Genomic DNA, 23,341 nt, shown 5'->3' on the forward strand with positions numbered 1-23,341 from the left:
AACGCTGCCGTATCATCTCAGGCCACACGCCGAAAGTCTTGTTCCCGTTACCCGCATGTGGTTAGCCAGAGACCATGAAATTCTTTCCGAAGCAGTTGATCGACGGCTACCGGACGTTCGCGACCCAGCGGCTGCCGACCGAGCAGTCGCGCTACCAGGACCTCTCGGAGCGCGGCCAGTTTCCCGAGACCATGGTGATCGGCTGCTGCGACTCCCGCGTCTCGCCGGAGGTGATCTTCGACGCCGGCCCCGGCGAGTTGTTCGTGGTCCGCAACATCGCCAATCTGGTTCCGGTCTATCAGCCCGACAGCAACGCCCACGGCGTCTCGGCCGCGCTGGAATATGCCGTGACCGTTTTGAAGGTGAAGAACATCGTGGTGCTGGGCCACGCGCAGTGCGGCGGCATCCGCGCCTTCGTCGACAAGATCAAGCCGCTCACGCCCGGCGACTTCATCGGCAAATGGATGCAGATGTTCATCAAGCCCGGCGAAATCGTCGAGCAACGCGAGCATGAGACCATGCAGGATTTCGTCGTCCGCATCGAGAAGGCCGCGGTGTTCCGCTCGCTGGAGAACCTGATGACCTTCCCGTTCGTGCGCGAACGCGTCGAGAGCGGCGAGATGCAGCTGCACGGTGCCTATTTCGGCGTCGCCGAGGGCTCGCTGTTCGTGCTCGACCGGGTCGCGAAGGAATTCATCAGCGTCCGCGACGAGCTGAAATCAGACCAGTAATCTACTCGTCGCCGTGATGGCCGCTGCCCCAGCGGTCGGAGATCGCGAGCATGAAGGACGACACCACGAATACCAGGTGCACGCCGACCAGCCAGGCGAGCTTGCTGGGGTCGAACGCGGTATCGAGGTTCATGAACGCCTTCAGCACCTGAATCGCCGAGATCGCGACGATCGACGCCAGCAGTTTTTGCTTCAGGCCGCCGAAATCGACCTTGGTCATCCAGTCCGGCCAATCCGGATGCCCTTCCGGATCGATCTTCGAGACGAAGTTCTCGTAGCCCGAGAACACCACGATCAGGATCAGATTGCCGGTCAGCGAGATGTCGATCAGCGCCAGCACGCCGAGAATGATGTCGGATTCCTTGGCATCCGGCACATGCAGGATGAAGTGCCACAGCTCCATGCAGAACTTGAACAGCAACGCGGCGAGGCTGATGACGAGGCCGAAATAGAACGGCGCCATCAGCCAGCGGCTGTTGAACAGCAGGTTCTCGAAACGGCGTTCGACCCGCTTCAGCGTCGGATTGGGCCGATAGGTCCCCGGTTGTTCCGCTTCCGCCATGCCACGCGCTTCCTGACGCCGTATTCCCGCGGCAGCTTTTTTATGCCGCCTTCTGCTTGGCGGTGATCAGCTTGCGGTTGATCAGGACTTCGGCGATCTGCACGGCATTGAGCGCCGCGCCCTTGCGCAGGTTGTCCGACACGCACCAGAACGACAGGCCGTTCTCCACTGTCGCGTCCTCGCGGATGCGGCTGATATAGGTCGCGTCCTCGCCGGCCGCCTCATAGGGCGTGACGTAGCCGCCCGGCTCGTGCTTGTCGATCACGAGGCAGCCCGGCGCGCGGCGCAGGATGTCGCGCGCCTCGTCCGGCGTGATCGGATTGGCGAACTCGACGTTGACGGCTTCGGAGTGACCGACGAAGACCGGCACGCGTACGCAGGTCGCGGCGAGCTTGATCTTCGGATCGAGGATCTTCTTGGTCTCCGCCATCATCTTCCACTCTTCCTTGGTGTAGCCGTCTTCCATGAAGACGTCGATCTGAGGAATGACGTTGAAGGCGATGCGCTTCGGAAACTTCTTATTGACCAGCTCGTCGTTGGTGTAGACGGCCTTGGTCTGCGAGAACAATTCGTCCATCGCGTCCTTGCCGGCGCCCGACACCGATTGATAGGTCGAGACCACGACGCGCGTGATCGTCGCCTTGTCGTGCAGCGGCTTCAACGCGACGACGAGCTGCGCGGTCGAGCAGTTCGGGTTGGCGATGATGTTCTTCTTGGTGAAGCCGGCGGTCGCATCCGCGTTCACTTCGGGCACGATCAGCGGCACATCCGGGTCCATGCGCCAGGCCGAGGAGTTGTCGATCACGACCGCGCCGGCGGCGCCGATCTTGGGCGACCATTCCTTGGAGACCGAGCCGCCGGCCGACATCAGGCAGATGTCGATGTCGGAGAAGTCATAGTGCTCGAGCGCCTTCACCTTCAGCGTGCGGTCGCCATAGGAGACCTCGATGCCGACGCTGCGGCGCGAGGCCAGCACGACGACCTCGTCGGCGGGGAATTTGCGCTCGTCGAGAATGTTGAGCATTTCGCGCCCGACATTGCCGGTCGCTCCGACCACCGCGACTTTGTAACCCATCGTTCACTCTCCGACGAAAAATGCCCGTTCCCCCGCAAGCTGCGGAAAGGGAAGAGGCAGCGCTTCTATGCGAGAAACCCCGTCAAGACAACGTTGCGTAGCTTTTGAGCGTTTTGATGCGTTTATTTCGGGCCGATCCGGCCGCGCCCCATCATACGAGAATTCCGTCAGCGCTGACGAGCTTCGTCGACGAGGTGTACGCCACGCTCTCCCGGCTGTTCGCCTATGTCGCCGTGCTCGCGCTGTTCGTCGTCCTCGGCAACTATCTATGGAAGCAACTGCCCGACGCAACGGCGATGGCGGCCCCTGCCGCCGCAGGCTGGAGCCCGGCCGGCCGCACGGCGCCGGCCTTTGCCCTGAGCCGGCTCGATCTGCGAGATAAAACAGAGACTTACGAGATCCTCCGGCACCCAGAGGGCGGCCGCAAGGACGTCTTCCGTTGGGCCGATGCCAACGGTGCAACAGTCGCCGAGCTGGAAATCTACCGCCCCGGCGGCGAGGCCCTGGGGCCTGCGGCCACCGAGATTGCCGGGCGGCTCGCCCCGGGCGGCGTCCGCGAGCTCGAGGCGGCCGGCATCGTCGACAGCAAGTTCGGCAGCGTCACCTTGCTGCGCCCGGCGCGGCAGGACGGCGGCCGCGCCTGCCTCGGCTTCCTGAAGCAGGCCGACGCGCCTGACCTCCGGATCTCCGGCTGGACCTGCCAGGGCGCCAGCCTGCCGGCCCGGCGCGCCGCGATCATCTGCATGCTGAACCGCCTGACCCTGCTGGCCGCGGGCAACGATCCGCGGCTCGCCGCCCTGTTCGCGCATGCCGAGCTCAAGCGCACCGACTGCGTTACCTCCGGCGCGCCGGCCCTGTCGGCCGACTGGGTCATGGGCAGCGAGAACCCGCGCCTGCGCGGCGCCCTTTGATGGCGAGACCGTGGCAAGGCACTGGTTTTCATGAAACTTTTGCGCTTGGACACGCATTATCTCGGCCGGTGTGGCGCAATTGACCTAGTGACGGCCTCCCCACCATGGCTACAATGTGTTCCGAGTGATTTTGGCGGACGCGCCAGCCCCGACGGGGCCGTAATGACGAGGATGCGATGACCCTAGAATTCCCTGCCGCGAACAAGCTCGTGGTGTTGCTTGCCGCGGCTGCCGTCACCGCAACCGCGTTCGGCATGACCGCGGCCAGCGCGCAGAGCCCGAGCACGCGCAAGCAGCAGGAGCAGTATGACCGCGACGGCCGCCGCTATTACGGCGCGCAGGGTCCGAACCGGGTCTATCAGCAGGGTCCGCGCACCCGCGTTTACGTCACCACGCGCTCGTGGCTCGACGCCGGCACCGAAGTGCTGCCCGGCGACCGCAAGTTCAACGACTACGCGTATCCGCCGGATATCGGCTATCCCTCGTTCGCGCGTGAGAACAACAACCGCCCGATCGATCGCCAGCCGCTCAGCCCGCCGGCCGATCTCGGCGGCTATCCGCGGAATTTCCCGCTGTACTGAGACGTCTCACCCGGCGTCGTCCCGGCGAAGGCCGGGACCCATACGCCGCGGCCTCTCGATCTGAAATGATTGTTCGCCGATCTTCGTAACCATCGACATCGGTGGTTATGGGTCCCGGCCTTCGCCGGGACGACATCGTGTTTGTGTCAGCCGCGCGCCATCACGCGTGCAGCTTCTGCAATTCCTTCAGGATCGCCTCGCCCATCTGGCTCGTGCTGGCCGGCGTGGTGCCTTCCGACTTGATGTCGGCGGTGCGCAGGCCGCTGGCGAGCACGGCCGCGATCGCGGCGTCGACCTTGTCGGCGAGCTCGCCCATGTCGAAGGAATAGCGCAGCGCCATGCCGAACGACGAGATCATCGCGATCGGGTTGGCGAGGCCTCGGCCAGCGATATCGGGCGCCGAGCCGTGCACCGGCTCGAACAGCGAGCGCCGCTTCTTCGTCTTCGAGTCGACTTCGCCGAGCGAGGCCGATGGCAGCATGCCGAGCGAGCCGGTCAGCATCGCCGCGATGTCGGACAGCATGTCGCCGAACAGATTGTCGGTCACGATGACGTCGAACTGCTTCGGCGCCTTGACGAGGTTCATGCCGCCGGAATCGGCGAGCTGGTGCTCGAGCGTGACGTCCTTGTATTCGCGCGCGTGGACCTGGGTCATGACCTCGTTCCAGAGCACGCCCGACTTCATGACGTTGCGCTTCTCCATCGACGTCACCTTGTTGCGGCGCTTGCGCGCCAGGTCGAAGGCGACGCGGCCGATGCGCTCGATCTCGTAGGTGTCGTAGACTTGGGTGTCGACCGCGCGCTTCTGGCCGTTGCCGAGATCGGTGATGGTCTTCGGTTCGCCGAAATAGACGCCGCCGGTGAGCTCGCGGACGATCATGACATCGAGACCCTCAACCACGTCGCGCTTCAGGCTCGAGGCCTCGGCGAGCGCCGGGTAGCACACCGCCGGGCGCAGATTGGCGAACAGGCCGAGATCCTTGCGCAGCCGCAGCAGGCCGGCCTCGGGACGCACCTCATAGGGCACGCTGTCCCACTTCGGGCCGCCGACCGCGCCGAAGATCACGGCGTCCGCCGCCGTCGCCTTGGCCATGTCGCCCTCGGAGATCGACACCTTGTGGGCGTCATAGGCGGAACCGCCGACCAGGCCCTGCTCGGTCTCGAACTTCGCGATGCCCTGCGCATTCAGCCAGTCGATCAGGCGCTGCACCTCGGCCATCACTTCGGGGCCGATGCCGTCGCCGGGGAGAAGCAGCAGTTTATGGGTCGCCATGGTGTTACCTCGAGCTAATCGTTGTTGTCGTTGCCGGGCAAGAGCGCGAAGCGCGTCCTCGCACAGATGACCCGGCAATCCATCCCGCTTCGAAAGGCCTTTGAAGATGGATGGATGCCCGGGTCGAGCCCGGGCATGACGAGCGGGGGAAATCCGGCCGGAGTGCTAAAACGCCGGAGCCGGATTGGCAAGGCACCCTGGATCGGCCCAGAATGGTCCCAACGGGCAACCCGCGCCTTCAGAAGCCAACAAGACGGACCTCATGACCGCAGCCATCGTCTACGCCTTCGCCTCGGCCATTTTCCTCGGCGCCGGGGTGGTGCTGGCGCAGCTTGGCCTGCGCACCGTCGAGCCGCTGTCGGGCGCCGCGATCAGCGTGCCCACTTTCACCCTGCTATTCCTGGTGCTGTCGCCGCTGATCCTGCATGGCGAGCCGGTGGTCTGGCGTGCGCTGCCGATCTTCATGGCGATCGGGCTGTTCTTCCCGGCCTCGCTGACGCTCCTGACCTTTGCGTCAAACCGGGCGCTGGGACCGGTCATCACCTCGACGCTGGGCAATCTGGCGCCGCTGTTTGCGGTCACCGCCGCCGTGGTGCTGCTGCACGAGCCCTTGCTGCCGCAGCAGCTCATCGGCCTCGTCGTCGCGGTCGCGGGCGCCGCCATCATCACCGTGACGAGGCCGCGCGACCTCGGCCATTGGCGCAGCTGGGCGCTGCTGCTGCCGCTCGCGAGCGCGCTGGTGCGCGGCATCGTGCCGCCGATCGCCAAGCTCGGCCTTGCGATCTGGCCGAGCCCGCTATGGGCCTGCCTGGTCGGCTACGTCATGTCCTCGCTGGTGGTGCTGACCGTGCAACGGGTCCGCAAGGGCAGCTTCATGGTGCAGGCGCCGCGCGAGGGCCGGTTCTGGTTCGCGCTGACCGGGATCAGCAACGGGCTCAGCGCGCTCAGCCTGTTCGCCGCGGTCCGCAACGGCCCGATCACGCTGGTGGCGCCGCTCGCCGCTATCTACCCGCTGGTCACCGTGACGATGAGCGCGGTGGTGCTCAAGCATGTCGAGATCACCGCGCGGATCGTCGGCGGAACCCTGCTGACCGTGATCGGCGTCGCGCTGGTCCTGATCGCCTGATTGCCTGATACGCAAGACAGTGTTGCGGGCATCGGCGCTGGGCAGCGCCGCCGCGGCCTGTCACAATGGCCGCATTGCCGGAGTGAATTGTGAGAGCCCCCGCCCCGTCCTACCCGCATGCCGCGCGGCTGATCCTTATTCTGTCGCTCGCACCGACGGTCGGTCTCGGCATCGGCCGGTTCGCCTATTCGCTGGTGCTGCCCGACATGCGCGACTCGCTGGCCTGGTCCTATTCGGCCGCCGGCTTCATGAACACGATCAACGCCGCCGGCTATCTGGTCGGCGCGCTGCTCGCCTCACGCCTGATCGAACGCTTCGGACTTGCCGCATCGGTGCGCTGGTCGACGCTGGCCTGCGCGCTGTCGCTGGCGCTTTGCGCCCTCACGGGCAATTTCGTGGTGCTGAGCTTTGCCCGCCTGCTGGTGGGCTTCGCCGCCGCGATCGGCTTCGTCGGCGGCGGCGCGCTCGCGGCAACCATCGCGCAATCGCGACCCGAACGCGCGAATTTCCTGCTCAGCCTGTTCTATGCCGGGCCGGGCGTCGGCATCCTCGCATCGGGCTTGATCGCGCCCTTCGTGCTGCAGGGCTTCGGCGCCGGCTCGTGGTGGATCGTGTGGTGGGCGATGACGCTACTTTCCGCGATCATGACCGTGCCGCTGATGCTGGCGCCGCTCCACGCCAACACCGCCGCCGGCGGCATCGTGCGGACCCAATTCGCTGTCATGCCGGTCCTGATCTACCTCGCCGCCTACTTCCTGTTCGGCGCCGGTTACATCGCCTACATGACTTTCATGATCGCCTATGTCCGGGACGGCGGCGGCGGCGCAGCTGCACAGAGCGCGTTCTGGAGCCTGATCGGCGTCAGCGCATTCGTGACGCCCTGGGTCTGGGGGCGGGTGCTGGCGCTCGACCGCGGCGGGCTCGCCACCACCATCATCCTCGGCGTCAACGCGCTCGGCGCCAGCCTGCCGATCTTCGGGCATTCGCCGCTGCTGCTGGCGATCTCGGCCCTGGTGTTCGGCGTCGCCTTCTTCGCCGTGGTCGGCTCGACCACCGCCTTCGTGCGTTTCAACTACCCGCCGCAATCCTGGCCGACCGCGATCGCGGCGATGACCATCGCCTTCGGCATCGGCCAGACGCTCGGACCGATCGTGGTCGGCGCCATCACCGACGCGGTCGGCAGCCTGTCATTCGCGTTGAACGTCTCGGCCGCGATGCTCGCGCTCGGCGCGCTGCTGTCGGCGTTTCAGAGGAAGGTGACTCCCTGAGTCATTCCGGGGCGATGCAATAGCATCGAACTATGGTGCGCGCTTGCGCACCTGAGGTCTGGTCCTTCAGCCATCCCGGAATGACGCTTCGCGTCAGCTCCCGCTGAACGAATTGTAGCCCTGGTCTTCCCAGTAGCCGCCCTTGTAGTCGTTGGTGACTTCCATCGAGAGCACGTATTTCGGGTTCTTGAAGCCGAGCTTGGTCGGGACCCGGATCTTCATCGGAAAGCCGTAGGCGCGCGGCAGGATCTCGTCGGCGAATTTGAACGTCATCTGGGTCTGCGGATGGAGCGCCGAGCGCATGTCGAGCGGCGAGTTGTAGCCGTCCTTGTCGGCGCACTGGAACCAGACATATTTGGCACGGGTGTCGGCGCCGACCAGCTTGAGGAAGTCGCGCAAGGGCGTCCCGGTCCAGCTGCCGATCGCGCTCCAGCCCTCGACGCAGATGTGGCGCGTCACCTGCTTGACCTGCGGCAACTTGTACAATTCGTCGAGCGTCCACGACTTCTTGTTCTCGACCAGCCCGCGCACCTCGAGCTTCCAGTCAGCGCCTGCGATCTCAGGCGCGTCGTCGAGATCGTAATAGGCGTTGAACGGGAACGGCTTGGTGATCATGCTCTCGGGGAAGGTCGGCGCCAGCGCATCCGGATTGAACATCCAGGCCTGCACCGCATCGTTGAACTTCGAAACGTGTTTCAGCATTTCCTCGGCCGACGACGAATCGACCACATCGCAGCCGGTCAATAGCGTCAGCGCGCCGAGGCTGGTGCCCGCCGTGATGAAGCGACGGCGCGTCAGCTCCGGCATCGCCTTCACCGCATCGCGCACGAGCAGCTTCTTGTCGACACCGGGGATCAGGAGCTTGCGGAGACGACCCATGACTACCTCCCTCAGCGTCCGATGATCATGGCGCGCAGGCTCTTCGGCATCAGCAGCGCGAGCGCGACATGGATCACCAGGAAGGCGACGATCAGCGCCATGCAGGTGAAGTGAACATAGCGGGCGAAATCGTAGCCGCCGAACAGCGACACCAGCCAGTGCAGCTGCACCGGCTTCCACATCGACAGGCCGGACAGCACGATGACGACGCCGACCACGATGATGCCGGCATAGAGCAGTTTCTGCACCGAATTGTATTTGCTGAGATCGTCATGCGACAGCTTGAAGGTCAGCGCCGCCTTGGTGTCGGCAATCACGCCGCCGGGGGTGATCGGCAGCAGCTTCTTGCGGAAGCGGCCGGTGGCGAAACCCAGCGCCAGATAGACCAGGCCATTGACCATCAACAGCCACATCGCGGCGAAATGCCAGAGCAGCGCACCGCCAAGCCAGCCGCCAAGCGTGATGCTCCGCGAGAAGGTGAAGCCAAACAGCGGCGAGGCGTTGTAGATTTGCCAGCCGGACATGATCATCAGGATCATCGCGAAGGCGTTGATCCAGTGCACCATGCGCACCCAGACCGGCTGGATCGCCTTCGCGGGCGCCGCGGTCTCTGCCTGGTGGTCGCTGACGGCAAGGCTCGTCATGGGATATCTCTGCTCGTGGTCGTTACCGGGTTATACGCCCGGAACCGGCGGTCCGTTACGGGGTCGCGCATCATCAGTTTGATATAGGCTGCTTCATACGGTCACAAAGATGCGAGCCGGGGCGAGGCGCCGGCTCGCTATGTCGCGGGTCCTTTGAGGGACTAAAGCAGGCCGCCAGGTGTTACGTCGCCGGCATCAGCACGGTATCGACCACATGGATGACGCCGTTCGACTGGTTGACGTTGGAAATCGTCACCATCGAGCTGCCGCCCTTGGCATCGACGATCCAGACCTTGCCGTCCTGCTTCTTGACGGTCAGCTCCTCGCCCTCGGCGGTCTTCAGCCTCTTGCCGTCGGTGAGGTCGGAGGCCTCGAGCTTGCCCGGCACCACATGGTAGGTGAGGATCTTGGTCAGCGTCGCCTTGTTCTCGGGCTTGACGAGGGTGTCGACGGTTCCGGCCGGCAGCTTGCCGAACGCGGCATTGGTCGGCGCGAACACCGTGAACGGGCCCTTGCCTTCCAGCGTGCCGACCAGGCCCGCGGCCTTCACCGCGGCGACGAGCGTGGTGTGATCCTTCGAGTTGACGGCGTTCTGCACGATGTTCTTCGACGGGAACATCGCGGCGCCGCCGACCATCACGGTCTTTTCCTCGGCGCGGACCGGCGCCACGACAGTGGCCGTGATCGCGAGCGCGCTGAAGGCGGCGGCGGTGAGATAGGCAATACGCTTCGACATGGTTTCATCTCCCGATGAGTAGGCCGACCGGCGAGGCTTCGCCGGCGTTGAAGGGGCAACAACGGCGCGTGCTGGTTGATCAGTGCGTCGTCGTTGGCTGAGCTACGGCAGGCTTTCCGGACGGTTTCCGGAAATAATTCTTTGTGATTGTTGAAACCGGCCGGCGCGCGCTGCGTACACGCGACGCCTCGCGCTGCCCCGGCATGCATTCCATTCAGCGGAATGGACGCGTGCGCTGCCGCGAGCAATTTGCTTGCCGCAGTCAGCTGATTGGTTCAGCTTGAGGTTGCGGCACAGCTTCGCAGAAAGCGGCCACGGGGAGGCATCATGAGCAGCATCACGGCTGACGGCCACGCCGCACCTGCGGTGAACGATGCAAGTATCGACATCGGTCCGCTCGAGCAGAAGCACCTGCAATACGCCAACTACCGCGCGGTTGCGGACACAACCGAGATCACGAAAACGCATTGGCACATCGCCACCGCCAACGCGCTCGGCTGGGGCTTCGACGGCATGGACGGCGTGATCTTCGCGCTGATCTCGCCGATGGTGATCAAGGAATTTTCGCTGAGCCTGCCGGAGTACCGCTCCGGCATGCAGATCGCGCTGTTCATCGGCATCGCGGGGCTTTACTTCTGGCCATGGCTCGCCGACCGCTACGGTCGCCGCACGCTGCTCGCCGTCAATATCGCGCTGTTCTCGCTTCTGATGCCGGTCGCGGCGATGTCGCCGACCTTCGCGGTGTTCGTGATCGCGCGCTCGCTATTGTTCTTCGCGCTCAACGGCGAATGGTCGCTGGGCTCGATGCTGGTCGCGGAGACCTGGCCGGCCCGGCTGCGCGGCCGCGTCATCAGCATCACCCGCTCGGCCTGGTGCCTCGGCGCCACGCTCGCCGGTGCGATCACGGGCCTCGTCGCCGCGAATTTCGGCTGGCGCATCGCGGTCATGGTGCCCGGCGTGATCGCGCTGCTCGCGATCTATATCCGCTCCACCTGCCCGGAATCGCCCTATTGGGTGCGCGCGCAGGACCGCAAGCGGCGCATCTCGGAGACGCTGGCGCGCGGCGGCACGGTCAGCGCCGAGGACAGCGCCTGGTTCGGCAAGGCCAAGTCGGTCGGCATCCGCCAGGTGTTCATGCCCGACGTGCTGCCCGCCACGCTGGTCGCGCTGTTCGTCGCCTGCGCCAGCACATGCATCTACGGCACGGTCGGCGCCTGGATGCCGCTGTATCTATCGACCGAGAAGCACTGGTCGACCGCCGAATACAGCCTGTTCTACGTGTTCTACGGGCTCTGCGGCTTCCTCGGACTGTGCCTGGTCGGCTGGCTGATCGACAAGATCGGCCGCCGCCGCACTTTCATCATCACCCTGATCGAGGGTGCGATCTTCATGACGCTCTGGGTCTATTCCGAGGACCGCGTGCTGCTCTGGGCGTTCGGGCTCGCCTGGTGTCTCGGCTTTCTCGGCTTCTGGGGGCCGAGCACGACGCTGACCGCGGAGATCTTCCCGACCCGGATCCGCGGCGCCGCCAACGGCGTGGTCTGGGCGATCGCCTATTTCGTCGGCTTCGTGCTGTTCCCGTTCGTCTCGATCGCGCTCCAGCAGCACACCGGCTCGTTCGCGCTGGCGTTCCTCTGCATCCCCGTGCTGATGATCGCGATGGCGATCGGCGTGTACCTGTTCGTGCCGGAGCATACCGGCAAGGAGCTGAACGAGATCATCGAGTGAGTCGCGCGGGACTCCGTCGTTTGTAGCCCGGATCAAGCGCAGCGAGATCCGGAACCAGCCTCTCCGCGGGAAGACCGTCGGATTACGCTTCGCTCCATCCGGGCTACGGAGCTCCAACCTCCCCTTGAAAAGGGGAGGTCGCTTTGCTCGCAGAGCAAAGCGGGTGGGGATCAGCGCTCTCCGCATACAGCATCGCCTGCGGCTGACCCCCATCCCGGCCTTCCCCCTTTCAGGGGGAAGGAGAAGACGGACCTCATCTAATCCCGGTTCGCCGGTGTCTGGATGAAGCCGCGGTTGTGGGTCGGGCTGATCAGGATCTCGTTCATGCACACCCGCGCCGGCATGCTGGCGACGAAGGCGATGGTGCGGCCGCAATCCTCGGGCTGCAGCATCTTGGCCTGCTCGGCTTCGCTCGGCACCACCGGCCGCTGCTTCAGGATCGAGGTGGCGACCTCGCCCGGCGACAGGCAGCAAGCGCGCAGGCCGTTGACGCATTCGTCCATGTTGAAGGAATGGGTCAGCGCCAGCACGGCGTGCTTGGTCGTGGTGTAGGCCGGGCCCGGCATCTTCGAGACGTGGCGGCCGGCCCAGGAGGCGACGTTGATGATGCAGCCGTCCTTCTGCTTGCGCATCGTCGGCAGCACCGCGCGCATGCAGTAGAGCACGCCGTTGAGGTTGACCTCGACGAGCTTGTCCCAGCCTTCCAGTTCCATGTCGGCCCAGCTGCGCTTCGGCACATTGATGCCGGCGCTGTTGACCAGGAGGTCGATGCGGCCGTGCTTGCCGACGATCGTCTCGGCGGCCTTGTTGACATCGGTCTTGTTGCTGACATCGAGCGGAATCGCCTCGGCCTTGCCGCCCTTTTTGGTGATGTTGGCCACCACGCGGTCGAGCTCTTCCTTGCGGCGGCCGGAGACCACCACCGTCCAGCCGTCCGCAGCCAGGAACTCCGCCCCGGATTCGCCGATTCCAGTGCCGCCGCCGGTGACCCAGGCCACGCGTTTCCCATTATTTGTCATGCAAACTGTCTCCGTTGCTTTCCGAAGGGCGTTTTTGCTAATCCAGCCGAAATCTTCCGGCCCTTCGCCCCTCGGGGAATCTTTGCATGAACACGACCACCAACGCCAATCTGTTTTCCCGCCTGTTCGACGGCCTCGACGACCCCAGCCGGCTCGCGATCGAGCAGCTCGACGGCAGCCGCATCTCCTATGGCGATTTGATCGCGCGCGCCGGCCAGATGGCGAACGTGCTGGTCGAGCGCGGCGTCAAGCCGGGCGACCGCGTCGCGGCGCAGACCGAGAAGTCGGTTTCGGCCCTGGTTCTGTATCTCGCCACCGTGCGCGCCGGCGGCGTCTACCTGCCGCTCAACACCGCCTATACGCTGAACGAGCTCGAATACTTCATCACCGACGCCGAGCCGGCGCTGGTGGTCTGCGATCCTTCCAAGCAGGACGGCATCAAGGCGATCGCCGCCAAGGTGGGCGCCAAGGTCGAGACGCTCGGTGCCAACGGCAAGGGCTCGCTGACCGAAGCCGCCGACAAGGCGGCGAAGGAATTCGCCACCGTGCCGCGCGGCAACAATGATCTCGCCGCGATCCTCTACACGTCGGGCACCACCGGCCGCTCCAAGGGAGCGATGCTGTCGCACGACAATCTGGCCTCGAACTCGTATTCGCTGGTCGACTACTGGCGCTTCACCGACAAGGATGTGTTGATCCACGCGCTGCCGATCTATCACACCCACGGCCTGTTCGTGGCCAGCAACGTGACGCTGTTCGCGCGCGCCTCGATGATCTTCCTGCCGAAGTTCGATCCGGACGTGATCATCAAGCTGATGTCGCGCGCCACCGTGATGATGGGCGTGCCGACCTTCTATACCCGCCTGCTGCAGAATCCCGGCCTGAACAAGGACGCCACCGGGCACATGCGGCTGTTCATCTCGGGCTCGGCGCCGCTGCTCGCCGACACCCACCGCGAATGGTCTGATCGCACCGGCCACGCCGTGCTCGAGCGCTACGGCATGACCGAAACCAACATGAACACGAGCAACCCCTATGACGGCGATCGCGTGCCCGGCGCGGTCGGCTTCGCGCTGCCCGGCGTCTCGGTGCGGGTCACCGATCCCGAGACCGGCAAGGAGCTTGCGCGCGAGACCATCGGCATGATCGAGGTCAAGGGCCCGAACGTGTTCCAGGGCTACTGGCGCATGCCGGAGAAGACCAAGGCCGAATTCCGCGCCGACGGCTTCTTCATCACCGGCGATCTCGGCAAGATCGACGACAAGGGTTATGTCCACATCCTCGGGCGCGGCAAGGATCTCGTGATCTCCGGCGGCTTCAATGTCTACCCGAAGGAGATCGAGAGCGAGATCGACGCCATGCCCGGGGTGATCGAATCAGCCGTGATCGGCGTGCCGCATGCCGATTTCGGCGAAGGCGTCACCGCAGTCCTCGTCTGCAGCAAGGGCGCCGATGTCAGCGAGGCGTCAGTGCTGAAGGCGCTCGACGGGCGGCTGGCGAAGTTCAAGATGCCGAAGCGCGTCTTCGTCGTCGACGAATTGCCGCGCAACGCGATGGGCAAGGTGCAGAAGAATATTTTGCGCGATAGGTATAAGGATATCTACGCAAAGGGATGAAGCCGCAAGAACGTCGTGGGGGGTAGATGAAGCGGGAGCAGGCTATCCAGATTAACGATCAACTCGTCATCGCGCACGAGGCGATGAAGAAGGCTCGAATCGCGATTGCGGAGCTCGGAAAGCAGGAGCGGCTTGAATTGGATGGCCGGCTTTACGACCTCCTGCTCGAACTGGAATGGCAGGTGATGCTACCGCTCTACGAACAGTTTCGCGACCTGATGAAGCTGGAGCTTCACGAAGAACTGCCTCCCCCGACCTCCGAACTGAAGTGGAGTGACGTGCGTCTTCCCCGTGGCGCTACGGAAGCTGCGCTCGACGACGTCATCATGTCGGCCCTGACATCGCGATGGCAAAAGGTCGCGATGATTATAGGGGTCGCGATGGCAGACTGCGAGAAACTGAAATTGCCGATAGCTCCTGAAATGATCGGAGCACGCTTGCGATTCCTGTCCCACGCCGATCGGATCGAGGGCGTCGGAGACCTCCGACGGTGGGGTCACAGCGAAGTACGGCTGAAGGACGAGCCGATCAGTGCCCGCCCAGCAGGCTAATCACGAACCGTCCGCCGACGATGAAGAGATAGGCCCCGAACGCCACCTCCAGCGCCCGCTTCGACAGCGCGTGCGCAACCTTGACGCCGAGCGGCGCGGTGACGAGCGTGGTCGGCATCACCAGCAGCGCCCCGATCAGTGAGACGTAACCGAGCGCGAACGGCAATTGCAGCGCGGCGACGTCGGGGAAGCGCGCGGCCGCGGGCCAGCCGGCATAGACGTAGCCCAGCGCGCCGGGGATCGAGATCAGCACCGCAAGCGCGGAAGAGGTCGCGACCGCCTGATGGATCGGCCGGCCGTAGAAGGTCATCAAGAGGTTGGCGAACAGGCCGCCGCCGATGCCCATCAACGTCGACAACAGGCCGACGAAGAAGCCATAGACGCGCATCAAGAAGCCCTTCGGCACGTCGTCGCCGAACTTCCAGGTCTCGCGCGCCAGCAGCAGGCGCGCGGCCGCCGACCACGCCACCATCACGAACACGATCTTGAACAGCCGCTCCGGCGCGAACCGCGCGGTGACGCTGCCGGCGGCGACGCCGATCACGATCGGCAGCCACCAGCGCTTCAGGATCTCCATATCGACCGCGCCGCGGCGATAATGGGCGCGGAACGAGCTCAGCGAGGTCGGGATGATGATCGCGAGCGAGGTGCCGATACACAGCGGCATCCGCACCTCGAGCGGCACGCCCGCCAGCCGGAAGCATTCGTAGAACACCGGCACCAGGATCGCGCCGCCGCCGATGCCGAACAGGCCGGCGAGAAAGCCGGACAGCGCCCCGACCGAAATCAGCAGCAGCGCAAGTTCGAGCAATTCCTTGGGATCGAGGCCGGCCATCATGTCCTTCGCATCGTCAGGAGGCGCCTGCCTCGGTGCGATCGGCCAACCACAGTGCGACCAACGCTGCCACGGGAGCAGCGACCGCAATCAAGGCAAAGCGGAGTGGGATCGAGGACGTCGCGCCCTGCATCGGCAACGTCAGCACGTCGATTAACAGTCCGACGCAGGAGAAAACAAGCAGGATGGCCGGATCGTCGGCACCGGCGCGGCCGGCACGTCCGCGCCGCTCGAGCGAAGTTGGACGGATGGACGTTGAGGCCATGTCGAGCTCCTCAAATCGTGGAGCCGTCAGGCTAGACCCTTCTGAAAGACGGGGGTATTGCTGCAGATGAGCAGGCTCTCTTGCGAAATGCGGAAGGATCGGGCTTGGACCGGCTTGCGGCGATGGCGGCCTTTGTCCGCGCGGTCGAGAGCGGCAGCCTGTCGGCGGCCGCGCGCTCGCTGCCGAGCTCGCTGACCTCGGTGAGCCGGCAGATCAGCGCGCTCGAGGAGCATTTCGGCACTCGCCTGCTGCTGCGCACCACCCGCCAGCTCGCGCTGACCGACGACGGACGCATCCTCTACGAGCGCGCGAAATCGATCCTCGGCGAAGTCCGGGAGATCGAGGCGGCGCTGGCGCGCGACCCGCATCAGCCATCGGGACGGATCCGCGTCAGCTCGCCGAGTCTGATCGGACGGCTCGTGATCGCGCCGCTGCTGGTCGAGTTTCTGCGCCGCTATCCGGCGCTGTCCGTCGACCTTCTTCTGGTCGACCGCGCCGTCGACATGGTCGAGGAGGATATCCATCTGGCTATACGCATCGGCCGCTTGCGCGACTCGCAGCTGGTAGCGCGCAAGCTCACCGATCTGCAGATGATTGTGTGCGCGTCGCCGGACTACCTGGCCCGGCGCGGCGCGCCGCAGACACCGGTTGATCTTGCCGGGCATGACTGCCTGGTGTTTTCCGATTCGCCCGGGAGCGCGGAGTGGCGCTTTGCCGACGGCAGCAAGACGGGTCGCAAAATCCGCATATCCGGTCGGCTCTGGATGAATAGCCTCGACGCGCTGGTCAGCGCGGCGCGGGAGGGCGCCGGCATCGTCCGCGTGCCGTCCTGGCAAGTGCAGTCCGAGCTCGCCGACGGTCGCCTGACGCGCCTGTTGATCGACCATGAGCCGGCGCCGACGCCGCTACATCTGATGCTTCAGCCGTCACGTCTCGCATCGCCTAAGATCAGGGCATTTGTCGATTATCTGGTGGAACGCTGGGGCAAAATCGACGCCTTGCGCCCCCCGTTTGCGGGCAGCTGAGCGCGCCAATCGATCCTCGAACATCTCGATTCACTACTTGGTTCGCTCAACCTTGCATCTGGTATACCACACTGCGGATCAACCAGAATTCGGCAACTCTAACAATGAACTTCGGTTCGACCGAAGGCTATTTGGCCGTTGCGCGGGGTGATCCGACTCCGTAAATAGAACTCCTCTACCGCGTTCCCCGATGGGCCGGCCGCGGTCCCTCACAACATAAAGCCCGCCGATGACCGCCAGGATCGAACGACCGCTTTCACCCCATTTGCAGACCTACCGGTGGACGCTGACGATGGCGCTGTCCATCGTCCACCGCGCCACGGGTCTGGCCCTCTATTTCGGCACCCTGCTGCTGGCCTGGTGGCTGATCGCCGCCGCTTCCGGCCCCTCGGCTTACGCCAACGTCCAGGCCTTCACCGGCAGCGCGATCGGCAAGCTGATCGTGTTCGGCTACACATGGGCGCTGATGCACCATCTGTGCAGCGGCATCCGGCATTTCGTCTGGGACCTCGGCTACGGCTTCAAGGCCAATGAGCGCGAAGCCCTGACCTGGGGCGCGCTGGTCGCCGGCATCGCGCTGACCGTTTTGGTCTGGATCATTGCCTACGCCGTGGGAGGTGGACGATGAGCGGCCCCTCCTCGATGCGCACGCCGCTGGAGCGCGTCCGCGGCCTCGGCTCCGCGCACACCGGCACGGGCGATTTCTGGCGCCAGCGCCTCACCGCGGTTGCGATGACGCTGCTGATCGTTCCCGTGATCGTCGTGGTGATCACGCTGATCGGCCGCAACCATGCCGGCGCGGCGCAGATCCTCGGCTCGATCCCGATCGCCATCATCCTGCTGCTCTTCATCATCGCCAGCACCTGGCACATGAAGATCGGCATGCAGGTCGTGATCGAGGACTACATCCACAACGAGAAGCTGAAGATCGCCAGCGTGATGGCGAACAACTTCTTCTGCGTCGCGGTCGCATTGGCCTCGATCTACGCAATCCTCAAATTGTCGTCGGGAGTTTGATCCATGGCCGGTGAAGGAAACGGCAAGGCCACCAACGGTGGCCCGGCCACGAACGGCAAGGCCTACCCGATCCAGGACCATACCTACGACGTCGTCGTGGTCGGTGCCGGCGGCGCCGGCCTGCGCGCCGTGGTCGGCTGCTCGGAAGCCGGGCTGCGCACCGCATGCATCACCAAGGTGTTCCCGACCCGCTCGCACACCGTTGCGGCGCAGGGCGGCATCTCGGCCTCACTCGGCAACATGCATCAGGACGACTGGCGCTGGCACATGTACGACACCGTGAAGGGGTCGGACTGGCTCGGGGACCAGGACGCGATCGAATACATGGTGCGCAACGCGCCCGACGCGGTCTACGAGCTCGAGCATTGGGGCGTGCCGTTCTCGCGCACCGAGGACGGCAAGATCTATCAGCGCCCGTTCGGCGGCATGACCATCGACTTCGGCAAGAGCCAGGCACAGCGCACCTGCGCCGCCGCCGACCGCACCGGCCACGCCATGCTGCACACGATGTACGGCCAGTCGCTGCGCCACTCGGCCGAGTTCTTCATCGAGTTCTTCGCCATCGACCTGATCATGGACGACCAGGGCGTCTGCCGCGGCGTGATCGCGCTCAAGCTCGACGACGGCACACTGCACCGCTTCCGCGCCCAGAGCACGATCCTGGCGACCGGCGGCTATGGTCGCGCCTACGCCTCCTGCACATCGGCGCACACCTGCACCGGCGACGGCGGCGGCATGGTGCTGCGCGCCGGCCTGCCGCTGCAGGACATGGAATTCGTCCAGTTCCATCCGACCGGCATCTACGGCTCGGGCTGCCTCGTCACCGAAGGCGCCCGCGGCGAAGGCGGCTATCTCGTCAACTCCGAGGGCGAGCGCTTCATGGAGCGCTATGCGCCGTCGGCCAAGGACCTCGCTTCGCGCGACGTCGTCTCGCGCGCGATGACGATCGAGATCCGCGAAGGCCGCGGCGTCGGCAAGAAGAAGGACCACATCTTCCTGCACCTCGACCACCTCGATCCGAAGGTGCTGCATGAGCGGCTGCCGGGCATCTCCGAATCGGCCAAGATCTTCGCCAATGTCGACGTCACCCGCGAGCCGATCCCGATCGTGCCGACCGTGCACTACAACATGGGCGGCATCGCCACGAATTATCACGCCGAGGTGCTGACCAAGCGCAATGGCGACGACAATTCGGTGGTGCCGGGCCTGATGGCGATCGGCGAAGCGGCCTGCGTCTCGGTGCACGGCGCCAACCGCCTCGGCTCCAACTCGCTGATCGACCTCGTGGTGTTCGGCCGCGCCGCGGCGCTGCGCCTTGCCGACAAGCTGACCGCGAACGCCAAGCAGCCGGAGCTGCCGAAGGATTCCACCGACCTCGCGCTCGGCCGGCTCGATCATTTCCGCCATGCCTCCGGCGGCACGCCGACTGCGAAGCTGCGCGACAGCATGCAGCATGTGATGCAGAACAATTGCGCGGTGTTCCGCACCGGCGACGTGCTGCAGGAAGGCCAGAACCTGATCCACAAGGTTTATGGCGGCGTCGGCGACATCTCGGTGTCGGACCGCTCGCTGGTGTGGAATTCCGATCTGGTCGAGACGCTGGAATTCGACAATCTGATCGTGCAGGCGGTCGTGACGATGGATTCGGCGGCCAACCGCACCGAAAGCCGCGGCGCGCATGCGCGCGAGGACTTCCCGGACCGCAACGACAAGGACTGGATGAAGCACACGCTGACCTGGATCGATCCGGCCGGCAAGACCGCGATCGAGTACCGTCCGGTGCACAGCTACACGATGACCAATGACGTGCAGTACATCCCGCCGAAGGCGCGGGTCTACTGAGAACGAAGGCGAGCAAGCATGGTTGAATTCGCACTTCCGAAGAATTCGAAGATTTCCGGCGGCAAGACCTGGCCGAAGCCGGCCGGCGCCACCGAGACGCGCGAATTTCGGGTGTATCGCTGGAACCCAGACGACGGCAAGAATCCGAGCGTCGACACCTATCATGTCGACACCAATGATTGCGGTCCGATGGTGCTGGACGGCCTGATCTGGATCAAGAACCACATCGACCCGACGCTGACCTTCCGCCGCTCCTGCCGCGAAGGCGTCTGCGGCTCCTGCGCGATGAACATCGACGGCCAGAACACGCTGGCCTGCACCAAGTCGATGCACGACGTCGGCGCGGGCGGCGCGGTGAAGGTCAATCCGCTGCCGCACCAGCCGGTGGTGAAGGACCTCGTTCCCGACCTGACCAATTTCTACGCCCAGTATGCCTCGATCGAGCCGTGGCTGAAGACCACGACGCCGACGCCGCAGAAGGAGTGGAGGCAGAGCCACGAGGACCGCGAGAAGCTCGACGGCCTCTACGAGTGCATCCTGTGCGCCTGCTGCTCGACCTCATGCCCGAGCTACTGGTGGAACAGCGAGCGCTTCCTCGGCCCCGCCGCGCTACTGCAGGCAAACCGCTGGGTCACCGACTCCCGCGACGAGGCGACCGGCGAGCGGCTCGACAATCTCGAGGATCCGTTCCGCCTCTATCGCTGCCACACCATCATGAACTGCGCCAAGGCGTGTCCGAAGGGCCTCAACCCCTCCGAAGCGATCGCCGAGCTCAAGTTCAAGCTGGTCGAACGCCAGATCTGATCCGTTGCAGCCGCGGCTGGCGCTGCTGTTATCAGCGGCCAGCCGCAGCGGGCCGGATCAGGATATCGGCGCCGACCGCATCGACGCCGGATCGATCGAGGTCGAGTACGACATCGACGATGCTGTGATCGTCCGGATCCATCGTCACGGTGAAGCCGAGATCGCGGCACATCCCGATCATCGTGGTGTTCTCGGTCAGCACCTGGCCGGACAGACGCTTCAATCCCTCCGACCGCGCATAGTGGATCAGGAGCTGCATCAGCGCCCAGCCGAGGCCTTTGCCCTTGAGATCGGACTGCAGCAGGATCGCGTATTCGGCATTCTCGTACAGCGAGTCCGAATGCAGCCGGACCGCACCCATCATCTCGCCGGTGTTCGGATCGAGCGCCACAAACGCCATCGCCCGCGCATAGTCGAGCTGGGTCAGGCGTGCGATGAAGGCGTGCGAGAATTCCTTCATCGCATGGAAGAAGCGCAGCCTGAGGTCTTCGGCGGTGACACGCTTGAAGAACTCGCTGACCATCGGCTCGTCTTCCGGCCGCATCGGACGCACCGTGACACGCGAGCCGTCGCGCAGCGCAAGCTCGCCTTCCCATTGCGACGGATAGGGCCGCACCGCGAGCCGGGTGTGGCCGGCAAACAGCCGGGTGGGTTTGCGGATCGCGACCCGCGCATCGAGCGCGAGCACGCCGCTCTCGTCTGCCAGCATCGGATTGATGTCGAGTTCGGCGACCTCGGGAATGTCGGCCGCCATCTGCGCCAGCTTGACGAGGGTGAGCGGCACCACATCGGCCGGGACCGCCGGCACATCGCCATAGCCGCCGAGCAGCCGCGAGACGCGGGTGCGTCCGATCAGCTCGCGGGCGAGATTCATGTCGAGCGGCGGCAGCGCCAGCGCCTTGTCGTTGATCACTTCGACCGCGGGGCCGCCGCGGCCGAACACGATCACCGGACCGAAGGTCGGATCTTCGGCGATGCCGAAGATCAGCTCGCGCGCCGCGCGCCGCACGATCATCGGCTGGATCGTCACGCCCTGCAGGATGGCGTCGGGCCGGGCACTCCGTGCCCGCGCCATGACGGTCCGGGCGGCCTCGATGACGCTGTCTTTGGTGCGCAGATCGAGGATCACGCCGCCGACGTCGGAGGCGTGCCGGATGTCGCGCGAGAACACCCGGACCACGATCGCATGTCCTTCGGCGAAGAGCGGCGCCGCCTTCTCGGCAGCGTCCTCGGCACTGTCGGCGACGAGCGTCGTCACGATCGGAATATGATAGGCCGCGAACAGGGCGACGATCTCGGCCGGATCGAGCCAGGCGCGCCCTTCCGACAGCGCGTTCACGACGACGTGGCGCGCCGCCGCCGTCTCCGGCGTGAACACCGATGCGACGCCAGGCGGGGTTGCGGCGAGCGCGGTCGAGGCCTCGCGATAGCGCACCAGATACATGAAGGCGCGCACCGCATCGTCCTCGGTCGGGAAGTGCGGAATCCGTGCCGCCTCGAAGATCGCGCCGGTGCGCTCGTCGGCGCCGACCCAGGCCGCGAGCACCAGTGCGGCGACCGCACACCGCTTCGTCCTGCGGTCGCGGACGCATTGCGCCACCGCCTCGGCAATTCCTTGGGCCGGCGCAACCGCGGTTTCCACATTCGCGACCAGCACCGCATCGCTGTTCGCATCATCGAGCAGTGCGCTGAGCGCTACCACGTAGCGGTCGGCATCGGCATCGCCCGCGATGTCGACCGGATTGGCATAGGACCAGCCCGGCGGCAGCACCTTGTCGAGCCGTTCGATGGTCTCCGCCGTCAGTGTCGCAGGAACGCCGCCGAGCTCGGCCAGCCGGTCGGTCGCGAGGATGCCGAGCCCGCCGCCATTGGTCAGGATCGCCAGTCGGTTGCCGCGCGGAACGAAGCCGCGGCCAAGCAGTTCGGCGCAATCGAACAGCTGACGCAGGTCGTAGACGCGCAGCATGCCGGCGCGACGGAATGCGGCGTCGTAGACCGCATCGGAGCCGGCCAGCGCGCCGGTGTGGGTCGCGGCGGCCTTGGCGCCCTGCGCCATCCGTCCCGACTTGACGATGACGACCGGCTTCAGCCGCGCCGCGGCGCGCGCCGCCGACATGAACTTGCGCGCGTCCTTGACGGCTTCGAGATAGATCAGGATCGCGCTGGTGTGGTCGTCGAGCGCGAAATAATCCAGGAGGTCGGCGACGTCGACATCGAGCTGGTCGCCGATCGACGCGATGCCGGAGAAGCCGAGCCGCCGCTCCGCCGCCCATTCGATCATCGCCGACGCGACCGCGCCGGACTGCGAGATCAGAGCAACGTGCCCGTCGGACGGCTGATGCGAGGCGAAGCTCGCATTGAGCTTGGCGCGCGGCACCATGACGCCGAGGCAATTCGGCCCGATCAGGCGCATGCCATGCCGTCGCGCCGTCTGCCCCGCAGTCTCCGCGAGCGAGCCCGCGCCATGGCCAAGACCGGCCGACAGGATCGCCGCACCGGCAACGCCGGCCGAAGCCGCCTCCGCGACGATTTCGGGAACCGCCGCCGCCGGTGCGCTGATGACGACGAGATCCGGAACGAATGGCAGCGACTTCAGGTCGGGGACGGTCGGCGCGCCATCAACGTCGGCATAGTTCCGATTGACGACGCCGACGCGGCCGGTGAAGCCGCTCGCTCTGATGTTCCTGAGCACCGCCGCGCCGAGCGACGACGGACGCGGGCTGCCGCCGACGATTGCGATGCTTCGAGGCGAAAATAGCCGCTCCAGGCCGTACGTCGACATTGCAGGGTCTCGCAGGGAACACGCGGAGGGGCCTGCCGCTTCACGCGCCCTCGACCAACTCTACCGCTTCG

23 protein-coding genes are annotated in these 23,341 nt (G+C 65.3%); 13 read left to right on the forward strand and 10 right to left on the reverse strand.

What is annotated here, in order from left to right:
* The first annotated feature begins 74 nt into the window (after positions 1-74).
* Complete coding sequence (locus tag J2R78_RS15865) at positions 75-731, forward strand: carbonic anhydrase (RefSeq protein ID WP_168858194.1); 657 nt, start codon at positions 75-77, stop codon at positions 729-731.
* 1 nt (position 732) lies between these two features.
* Here the strand turns inward: J2R78_RS15865 and J2R78_RS15870 are convergent, their stop codons facing one another.
* Together J2R78_RS15870 and J2R78_RS15875 are read right to left on the reverse strand one after the other, a co-directional pair.
* Positions 733-1,293 (reverse strand): TIGR00645 family protein, encoded by a 561-nt coding sequence (locus tag J2R78_RS15870; protein ID WP_253605505.1) that lies wholly within the window; start codon positions 1,291-1,293, stop codon positions 733-735.
* A gap of 40 nt (positions 1,294-1,333) precedes the next feature.
* A complete protein-coding gene (locus tag J2R78_RS15875) occupies positions 1,334-2,368 on the reverse strand; it encodes an aspartate-semialdehyde dehydrogenase (protein WP_028337877.1) in 1,035 nt (344 codons plus the stop codon).
* Positions 2,369-2,484: 116 nt separating this feature from the next.
* On the opposite strand from J2R78_RS15875, the gene J2R78_RS15880 reads away from it, so the two are divergent.
* Together J2R78_RS15880 and J2R78_RS15885 are read left to right on the forward strand one after the other, a co-directional pair.
* Entirely contained in the window at positions 2,485-3,279 is a 795-nt protein-coding gene (locus J2R78_RS15880; protein WP_253605507.1) for a hypothetical protein, read from the forward strand.
* A 176-nt stretch (positions 3,280-3,455) separates the two neighbouring features.
* Positions 3,456-3,860: a hypothetical protein gene (locus tag J2R78_RS15885; protein ID WP_253605509.1), complete on the forward strand. Its 405-nt coding sequence runs from the start codon at positions 3,456-3,458 to the stop codon at positions 3,858-3,860.
* 160 nt (positions 3,861-4,020) lie between these two features.
* Here J2R78_RS15885 and leuB read toward each other — a convergent pair whose 3' ends face one another.
* Positions 4,021-5,133: a 3-isopropylmalate dehydrogenase gene (gene leuB / locus J2R78_RS15890; RefSeq protein WP_253605511.1), complete on the reverse strand. Its 1,113-nt coding sequence runs from the start codon at positions 5,131-5,133 to the stop codon at positions 4,021-4,023.
* A 262-nt stretch (positions 5,134-5,395) separates the two neighbouring features.
* On the opposite strand from leuB, the gene J2R78_RS15895 reads away from it, so the two are divergent.
* A complete protein-coding gene (locus J2R78_RS15895) occupies positions 5,396-6,259 on the forward strand; it encodes an EamA family transporter (protein ID WP_253605513.1) in 864 nt (287 codons plus the stop codon).
* Between the two features lie 89 nt (positions 6,260-6,348).
* On the forward strand, positions 6,349-7,527 hold the full coding sequence (locus tag J2R78_RS15900) for a YbfB/YjiJ family MFS transporter (protein WP_253605514.1): 1,179 nt from the start codon (positions 6,349-6,351) through the stop codon (positions 7,525-7,527).
* Between the two features lie 93 nt (positions 7,528-7,620).
* Here the strand turns inward: J2R78_RS15900 and J2R78_RS15905 are convergent, their stop codons facing one another.
* The 3 genes from J2R78_RS15905 to J2R78_RS15915 all read right to left on the reverse strand — a co-directional run bounded on the left by J2R78_RS15905 (position 7,621) and on the right by J2R78_RS15915 (position 9,786).
* The gene (locus J2R78_RS15905) at positions 7,621-8,406 is read right to left on the reverse strand and encodes a molybdopterin-binding protein (RefSeq protein WP_253605516.1); all 786 of its coding nucleotides are present in this window, start codon (positions 8,404-8,406) and stop codon (positions 7,621-7,623) included.
* An 11-nt stretch (positions 8,407-8,417) separates the two neighbouring features.
* Positions 8,418-9,050, reverse strand: a complete 633-nt coding sequence (locus J2R78_RS15910; protein WP_253605518.1) for a cytochrome b/b6 domain-containing protein — start codon at positions 9,048-9,050, stop codon at positions 8,418-8,420.
* Positions 9,051-9,231: 181 nt separating this feature from the next.
* Positions 9,232-9,786: a fasciclin domain-containing protein gene (locus J2R78_RS15915; protein ID WP_253605520.1), complete on the reverse strand. Its 555-nt coding sequence runs from the start codon at positions 9,784-9,786 to the stop codon at positions 9,232-9,234.
* A gap of 327 nt (positions 9,787-10,113) precedes the next feature.
* Between J2R78_RS15915 and J2R78_RS15920 the strand changes: the two genes are divergently transcribed.
* On the forward strand, positions 10,114-11,514 hold the full coding sequence (locus J2R78_RS15920; RefSeq protein ID WP_253605522.1) for an MFS transporter: 1,401 nt from the start codon (positions 10,114-10,116) through the stop codon (positions 11,512-11,514).
* Positions 11,515-11,771: 257 nt separating this feature from the next.
* Here J2R78_RS15920 and J2R78_RS15925 read toward each other — a convergent pair whose 3' ends face one another.
* Positions 11,772-12,533 (reverse strand): SDR family oxidoreductase, encoded by a 762-nt coding sequence (locus J2R78_RS15925; RefSeq protein ID WP_253605524.1) that lies wholly within the window; start codon positions 12,531-12,533, stop codon positions 11,772-11,774.
* 86 nt (positions 12,534-12,619) lie between these two features.
* On the opposite strand from J2R78_RS15925, the gene J2R78_RS15930 reads away from it, so the two are divergent.
* Together J2R78_RS15930 and J2R78_RS15935 are read left to right on the forward strand one after the other, a co-directional pair.
* Entirely contained in the window at positions 12,620-14,149 is a 1,530-nt protein-coding gene (locus J2R78_RS15930) for a malonyl-CoA synthase (protein ID WP_253605526.1), read from the forward strand.
* Positions 14,150-14,175: 26 nt separating this feature from the next.
* A complete protein-coding gene (locus J2R78_RS15935; protein ID WP_253605528.1) occupies positions 14,176-14,700 on the forward strand; it encodes a DUF3658 domain-containing protein in 525 nt (174 codons plus the stop codon).
* On the opposite strand, the gene J2R78_RS15940 is transcribed toward J2R78_RS15935, so the two are convergent.
* Complete coding sequence (locus tag J2R78_RS15940; protein WP_253605530.1) at positions 14,678-15,538, reverse strand: sulfite exporter TauE/SafE family protein; 861 nt, start codon at positions 15,536-15,538, stop codon at positions 14,678-14,680. The two genes, J2R78_RS15935 and J2R78_RS15940, sit on opposite strands and share 23 nt — an antisense overlap.
* Before the next feature lie 13 nt (positions 15,539-15,551).
* Positions 15,552-15,800 (reverse strand): hypothetical protein, encoded by a 249-nt coding sequence (locus tag J2R78_RS15945; RefSeq protein ID WP_253605532.1) that lies wholly within the window; start codon positions 15,798-15,800, stop codon positions 15,552-15,554.
* 104 nt (positions 15,801-15,904) lie between these two features.
* Here J2R78_RS15945 and J2R78_RS15950 point away from each other — a divergent pair, with 104 nt between their 5' ends.
* From J2R78_RS15950 to J2R78_RS15970, 5 genes are all read left to right on the forward strand, one after another.
* Positions 15,905-16,825, forward strand: a complete 921-nt coding sequence (locus J2R78_RS15950; RefSeq protein WP_168858183.1) for a LysR family transcriptional regulator — start codon at positions 15,905-15,907, stop codon at positions 16,823-16,825.
* A gap of 229 nt (positions 16,826-17,054) precedes the next feature.
* A complete protein-coding gene (gene sdhC, locus J2R78_RS15955; protein WP_028337891.1) occupies positions 17,055-17,453 on the forward strand; it encodes a succinate dehydrogenase, cytochrome b556 subunit in 399 nt (132 codons plus the stop codon).
* Between the two features lie 14 nt (positions 17,454-17,467).
* Positions 17,468-17,842 carry a succinate dehydrogenase, hydrophobic membrane anchor protein gene (gene sdhD / locus J2R78_RS15960; protein WP_085964893.1) on the forward strand — a complete coding sequence of 125 codons (375 nt, stop codon included), beginning with the start codon at positions 17,468-17,470 and terminating at the stop codon, positions 17,840-17,842.
* A gap of 3 nt (positions 17,843-17,845) precedes the next feature.
* A complete protein-coding gene (gene sdhA / locus J2R78_RS15965) occupies positions 17,846-19,684 on the forward strand; it encodes a succinate dehydrogenase flavoprotein subunit (protein WP_253605534.1) in 1,839 nt (612 codons plus the stop codon).
* A gap of 18 nt (positions 19,685-19,702) precedes the next feature.
* Positions 19,703-20,488, forward strand: a complete 786-nt coding sequence (locus tag J2R78_RS15970) for a succinate dehydrogenase iron-sulfur subunit (protein WP_028337893.1) — start codon at positions 19,703-19,705, stop codon at positions 20,486-20,488.
* Positions 20,489-20,519: 31 nt separating this feature from the next.
* On the opposite strand, the gene J2R78_RS15975 is transcribed toward J2R78_RS15970, so the two are convergent.
* A complete protein-coding gene (locus tag J2R78_RS15975) occupies positions 20,520-23,270 on the reverse strand; it encodes a bifunctional acetate--CoA ligase family protein/GNAT family N-acetyltransferase (protein WP_253605536.1) in 2,751 nt (916 codons plus the stop codon).
* Positions 23,271-23,341: the final 71 nt, after the last annotated feature.

Source organism: Bradyrhizobium sp. USDA 4538 (genome assembly GCF_024171045.1).
Classification (GTDB): Bacteria; Pseudomonadota; Alphaproteobacteria; order Rhizobiales; family Xanthobacteraceae; genus Bradyrhizobium; species Bradyrhizobium australafricanum.

What these genes read in the sequence shown, in the direction of transcription:
- J2R78_RS15865 (WP_168858194.1), top strand. Translation starts at nt 75, where the DNA reads ATGAAATTCTTTCCGAAGCAGTTGATCGACGGCTACCGGACGTTCGCG.
- J2R78_RS15870 (WP_253605505.1), bottom strand. Translation starts at nt 1,293, where the DNA reads ATGGCGGAAGCGGAACAACCGGGGACCTATCGGCCCAATCCGACGCTG.
- J2R78_RS15875 (WP_028337877.1), bottom strand. Translation starts at nt 2,368, where the DNA reads ATGGGTTACAAAGTCGCGGTGGTCGGAGCGACCGGCAATGTCGGGCGC.
- J2R78_RS15880 (WP_253605507.1), top strand. Translation starts at nt 2,485, where the DNA reads ATGCGTTTATTTCGGGCCGATCCGGCCGCGCCCCATCATACGAGAATT.
- J2R78_RS15885 (WP_253605509.1), top strand. Translation starts at nt 3,456, where the DNA reads ATGACCCTAGAATTCCCTGCCGCGAACAAGCTCGTGGTGTTGCTTGCC.
- leuB (WP_253605511.1), bottom strand. Translation starts at nt 5,133, where the DNA reads ATGGCGACCCATAAACTGCTGCTTCTCCCCGGCGACGGCATCGGCCCC.
- J2R78_RS15895 (WP_253605513.1), top strand. Translation starts at nt 5,396, where the DNA reads ATGACCGCAGCCATCGTCTACGCCTTCGCCTCGGCCATTTTCCTCGGC.
- J2R78_RS15905 (WP_253605516.1), bottom strand. Translation starts at nt 8,406, where the DNA reads ATGGGTCGTCTCCGCAAGCTCCTGATCCCCGGTGTCGACAAGAAGCTG.
- J2R78_RS15910 (WP_253605518.1), bottom strand. Translation starts at nt 9,050, where the DNA reads ATGACGAGCCTTGCCGTCAGCGACCACCAGGCAGAGACCGCGGCGCCC.
- J2R78_RS15915 (WP_253605520.1), bottom strand. Translation starts at nt 9,786, where the DNA reads ATGTCGAAGCGTATTGCCTATCTCACCGCCGCCGCCTTCAGCGCGCTC.
- J2R78_RS15920 (WP_253605522.1), top strand. Translation starts at nt 10,114, where the DNA reads ATGAGCAGCATCACGGCTGACGGCCACGCCGCACCTGCGGTGAACGAT.
- J2R78_RS15925 (WP_253605524.1), bottom strand. Translation starts at nt 12,533, where the DNA reads ATGACAAATAATGGGAAACGCGTGGCCTGGGTCACCGGCGGCGGCACT.
- J2R78_RS15930 (WP_253605526.1), top strand. Translation starts at nt 12,620, where the DNA reads ATGAACACGACCACCAACGCCAATCTGTTTTCCCGCCTGTTCGACGGC.
- J2R78_RS15935 (WP_253605528.1), top strand. Translation starts at nt 14,176, where the DNA reads ATGAAGCGGGAGCAGGCTATCCAGATTAACGATCAACTCGTCATCGCG.
- J2R78_RS15940 (WP_253605530.1), bottom strand. Translation starts at nt 15,538, where the DNA reads ATGATGGCCGGCCTCGATCCCAAGGAATTGCTCGAACTTGCGCTGCTG.
- J2R78_RS15945 (WP_253605532.1), bottom strand. Translation starts at nt 15,800, where the DNA reads ATGGCCTCAACGTCCATCCGTCCAACTTCGCTCGAGCGGCGCGGACGT.
- sdhC (WP_028337891.1), top strand. Translation starts at nt 17,055, where the DNA reads ATGACCGCCAGGATCGAACGACCGCTTTCACCCCATTTGCAGACCTAC.
- sdhD (WP_085964893.1), top strand. Translation starts at nt 17,468, where the DNA reads ATGCGCACGCCGCTGGAGCGCGTCCGCGGCCTCGGCTCCGCGCACACC.
- sdhA (WP_253605534.1), top strand. Translation starts at nt 17,846, where the DNA reads ATGGCCGGTGAAGGAAACGGCAAGGCCACCAACGGTGGCCCGGCCACG.
- J2R78_RS15970 (WP_028337893.1), top strand. Translation starts at nt 19,703, where the DNA reads ATGGTTGAATTCGCACTTCCGAAGAATTCGAAGATTTCCGGCGGCAAG.
- J2R78_RS15975 (WP_253605536.1), bottom strand. Translation starts at nt 23,270, where the DNA reads ATGTCGACGTACGGCCTGGAGCGGCTATTTTCGCCTCGAAGCATCGCA.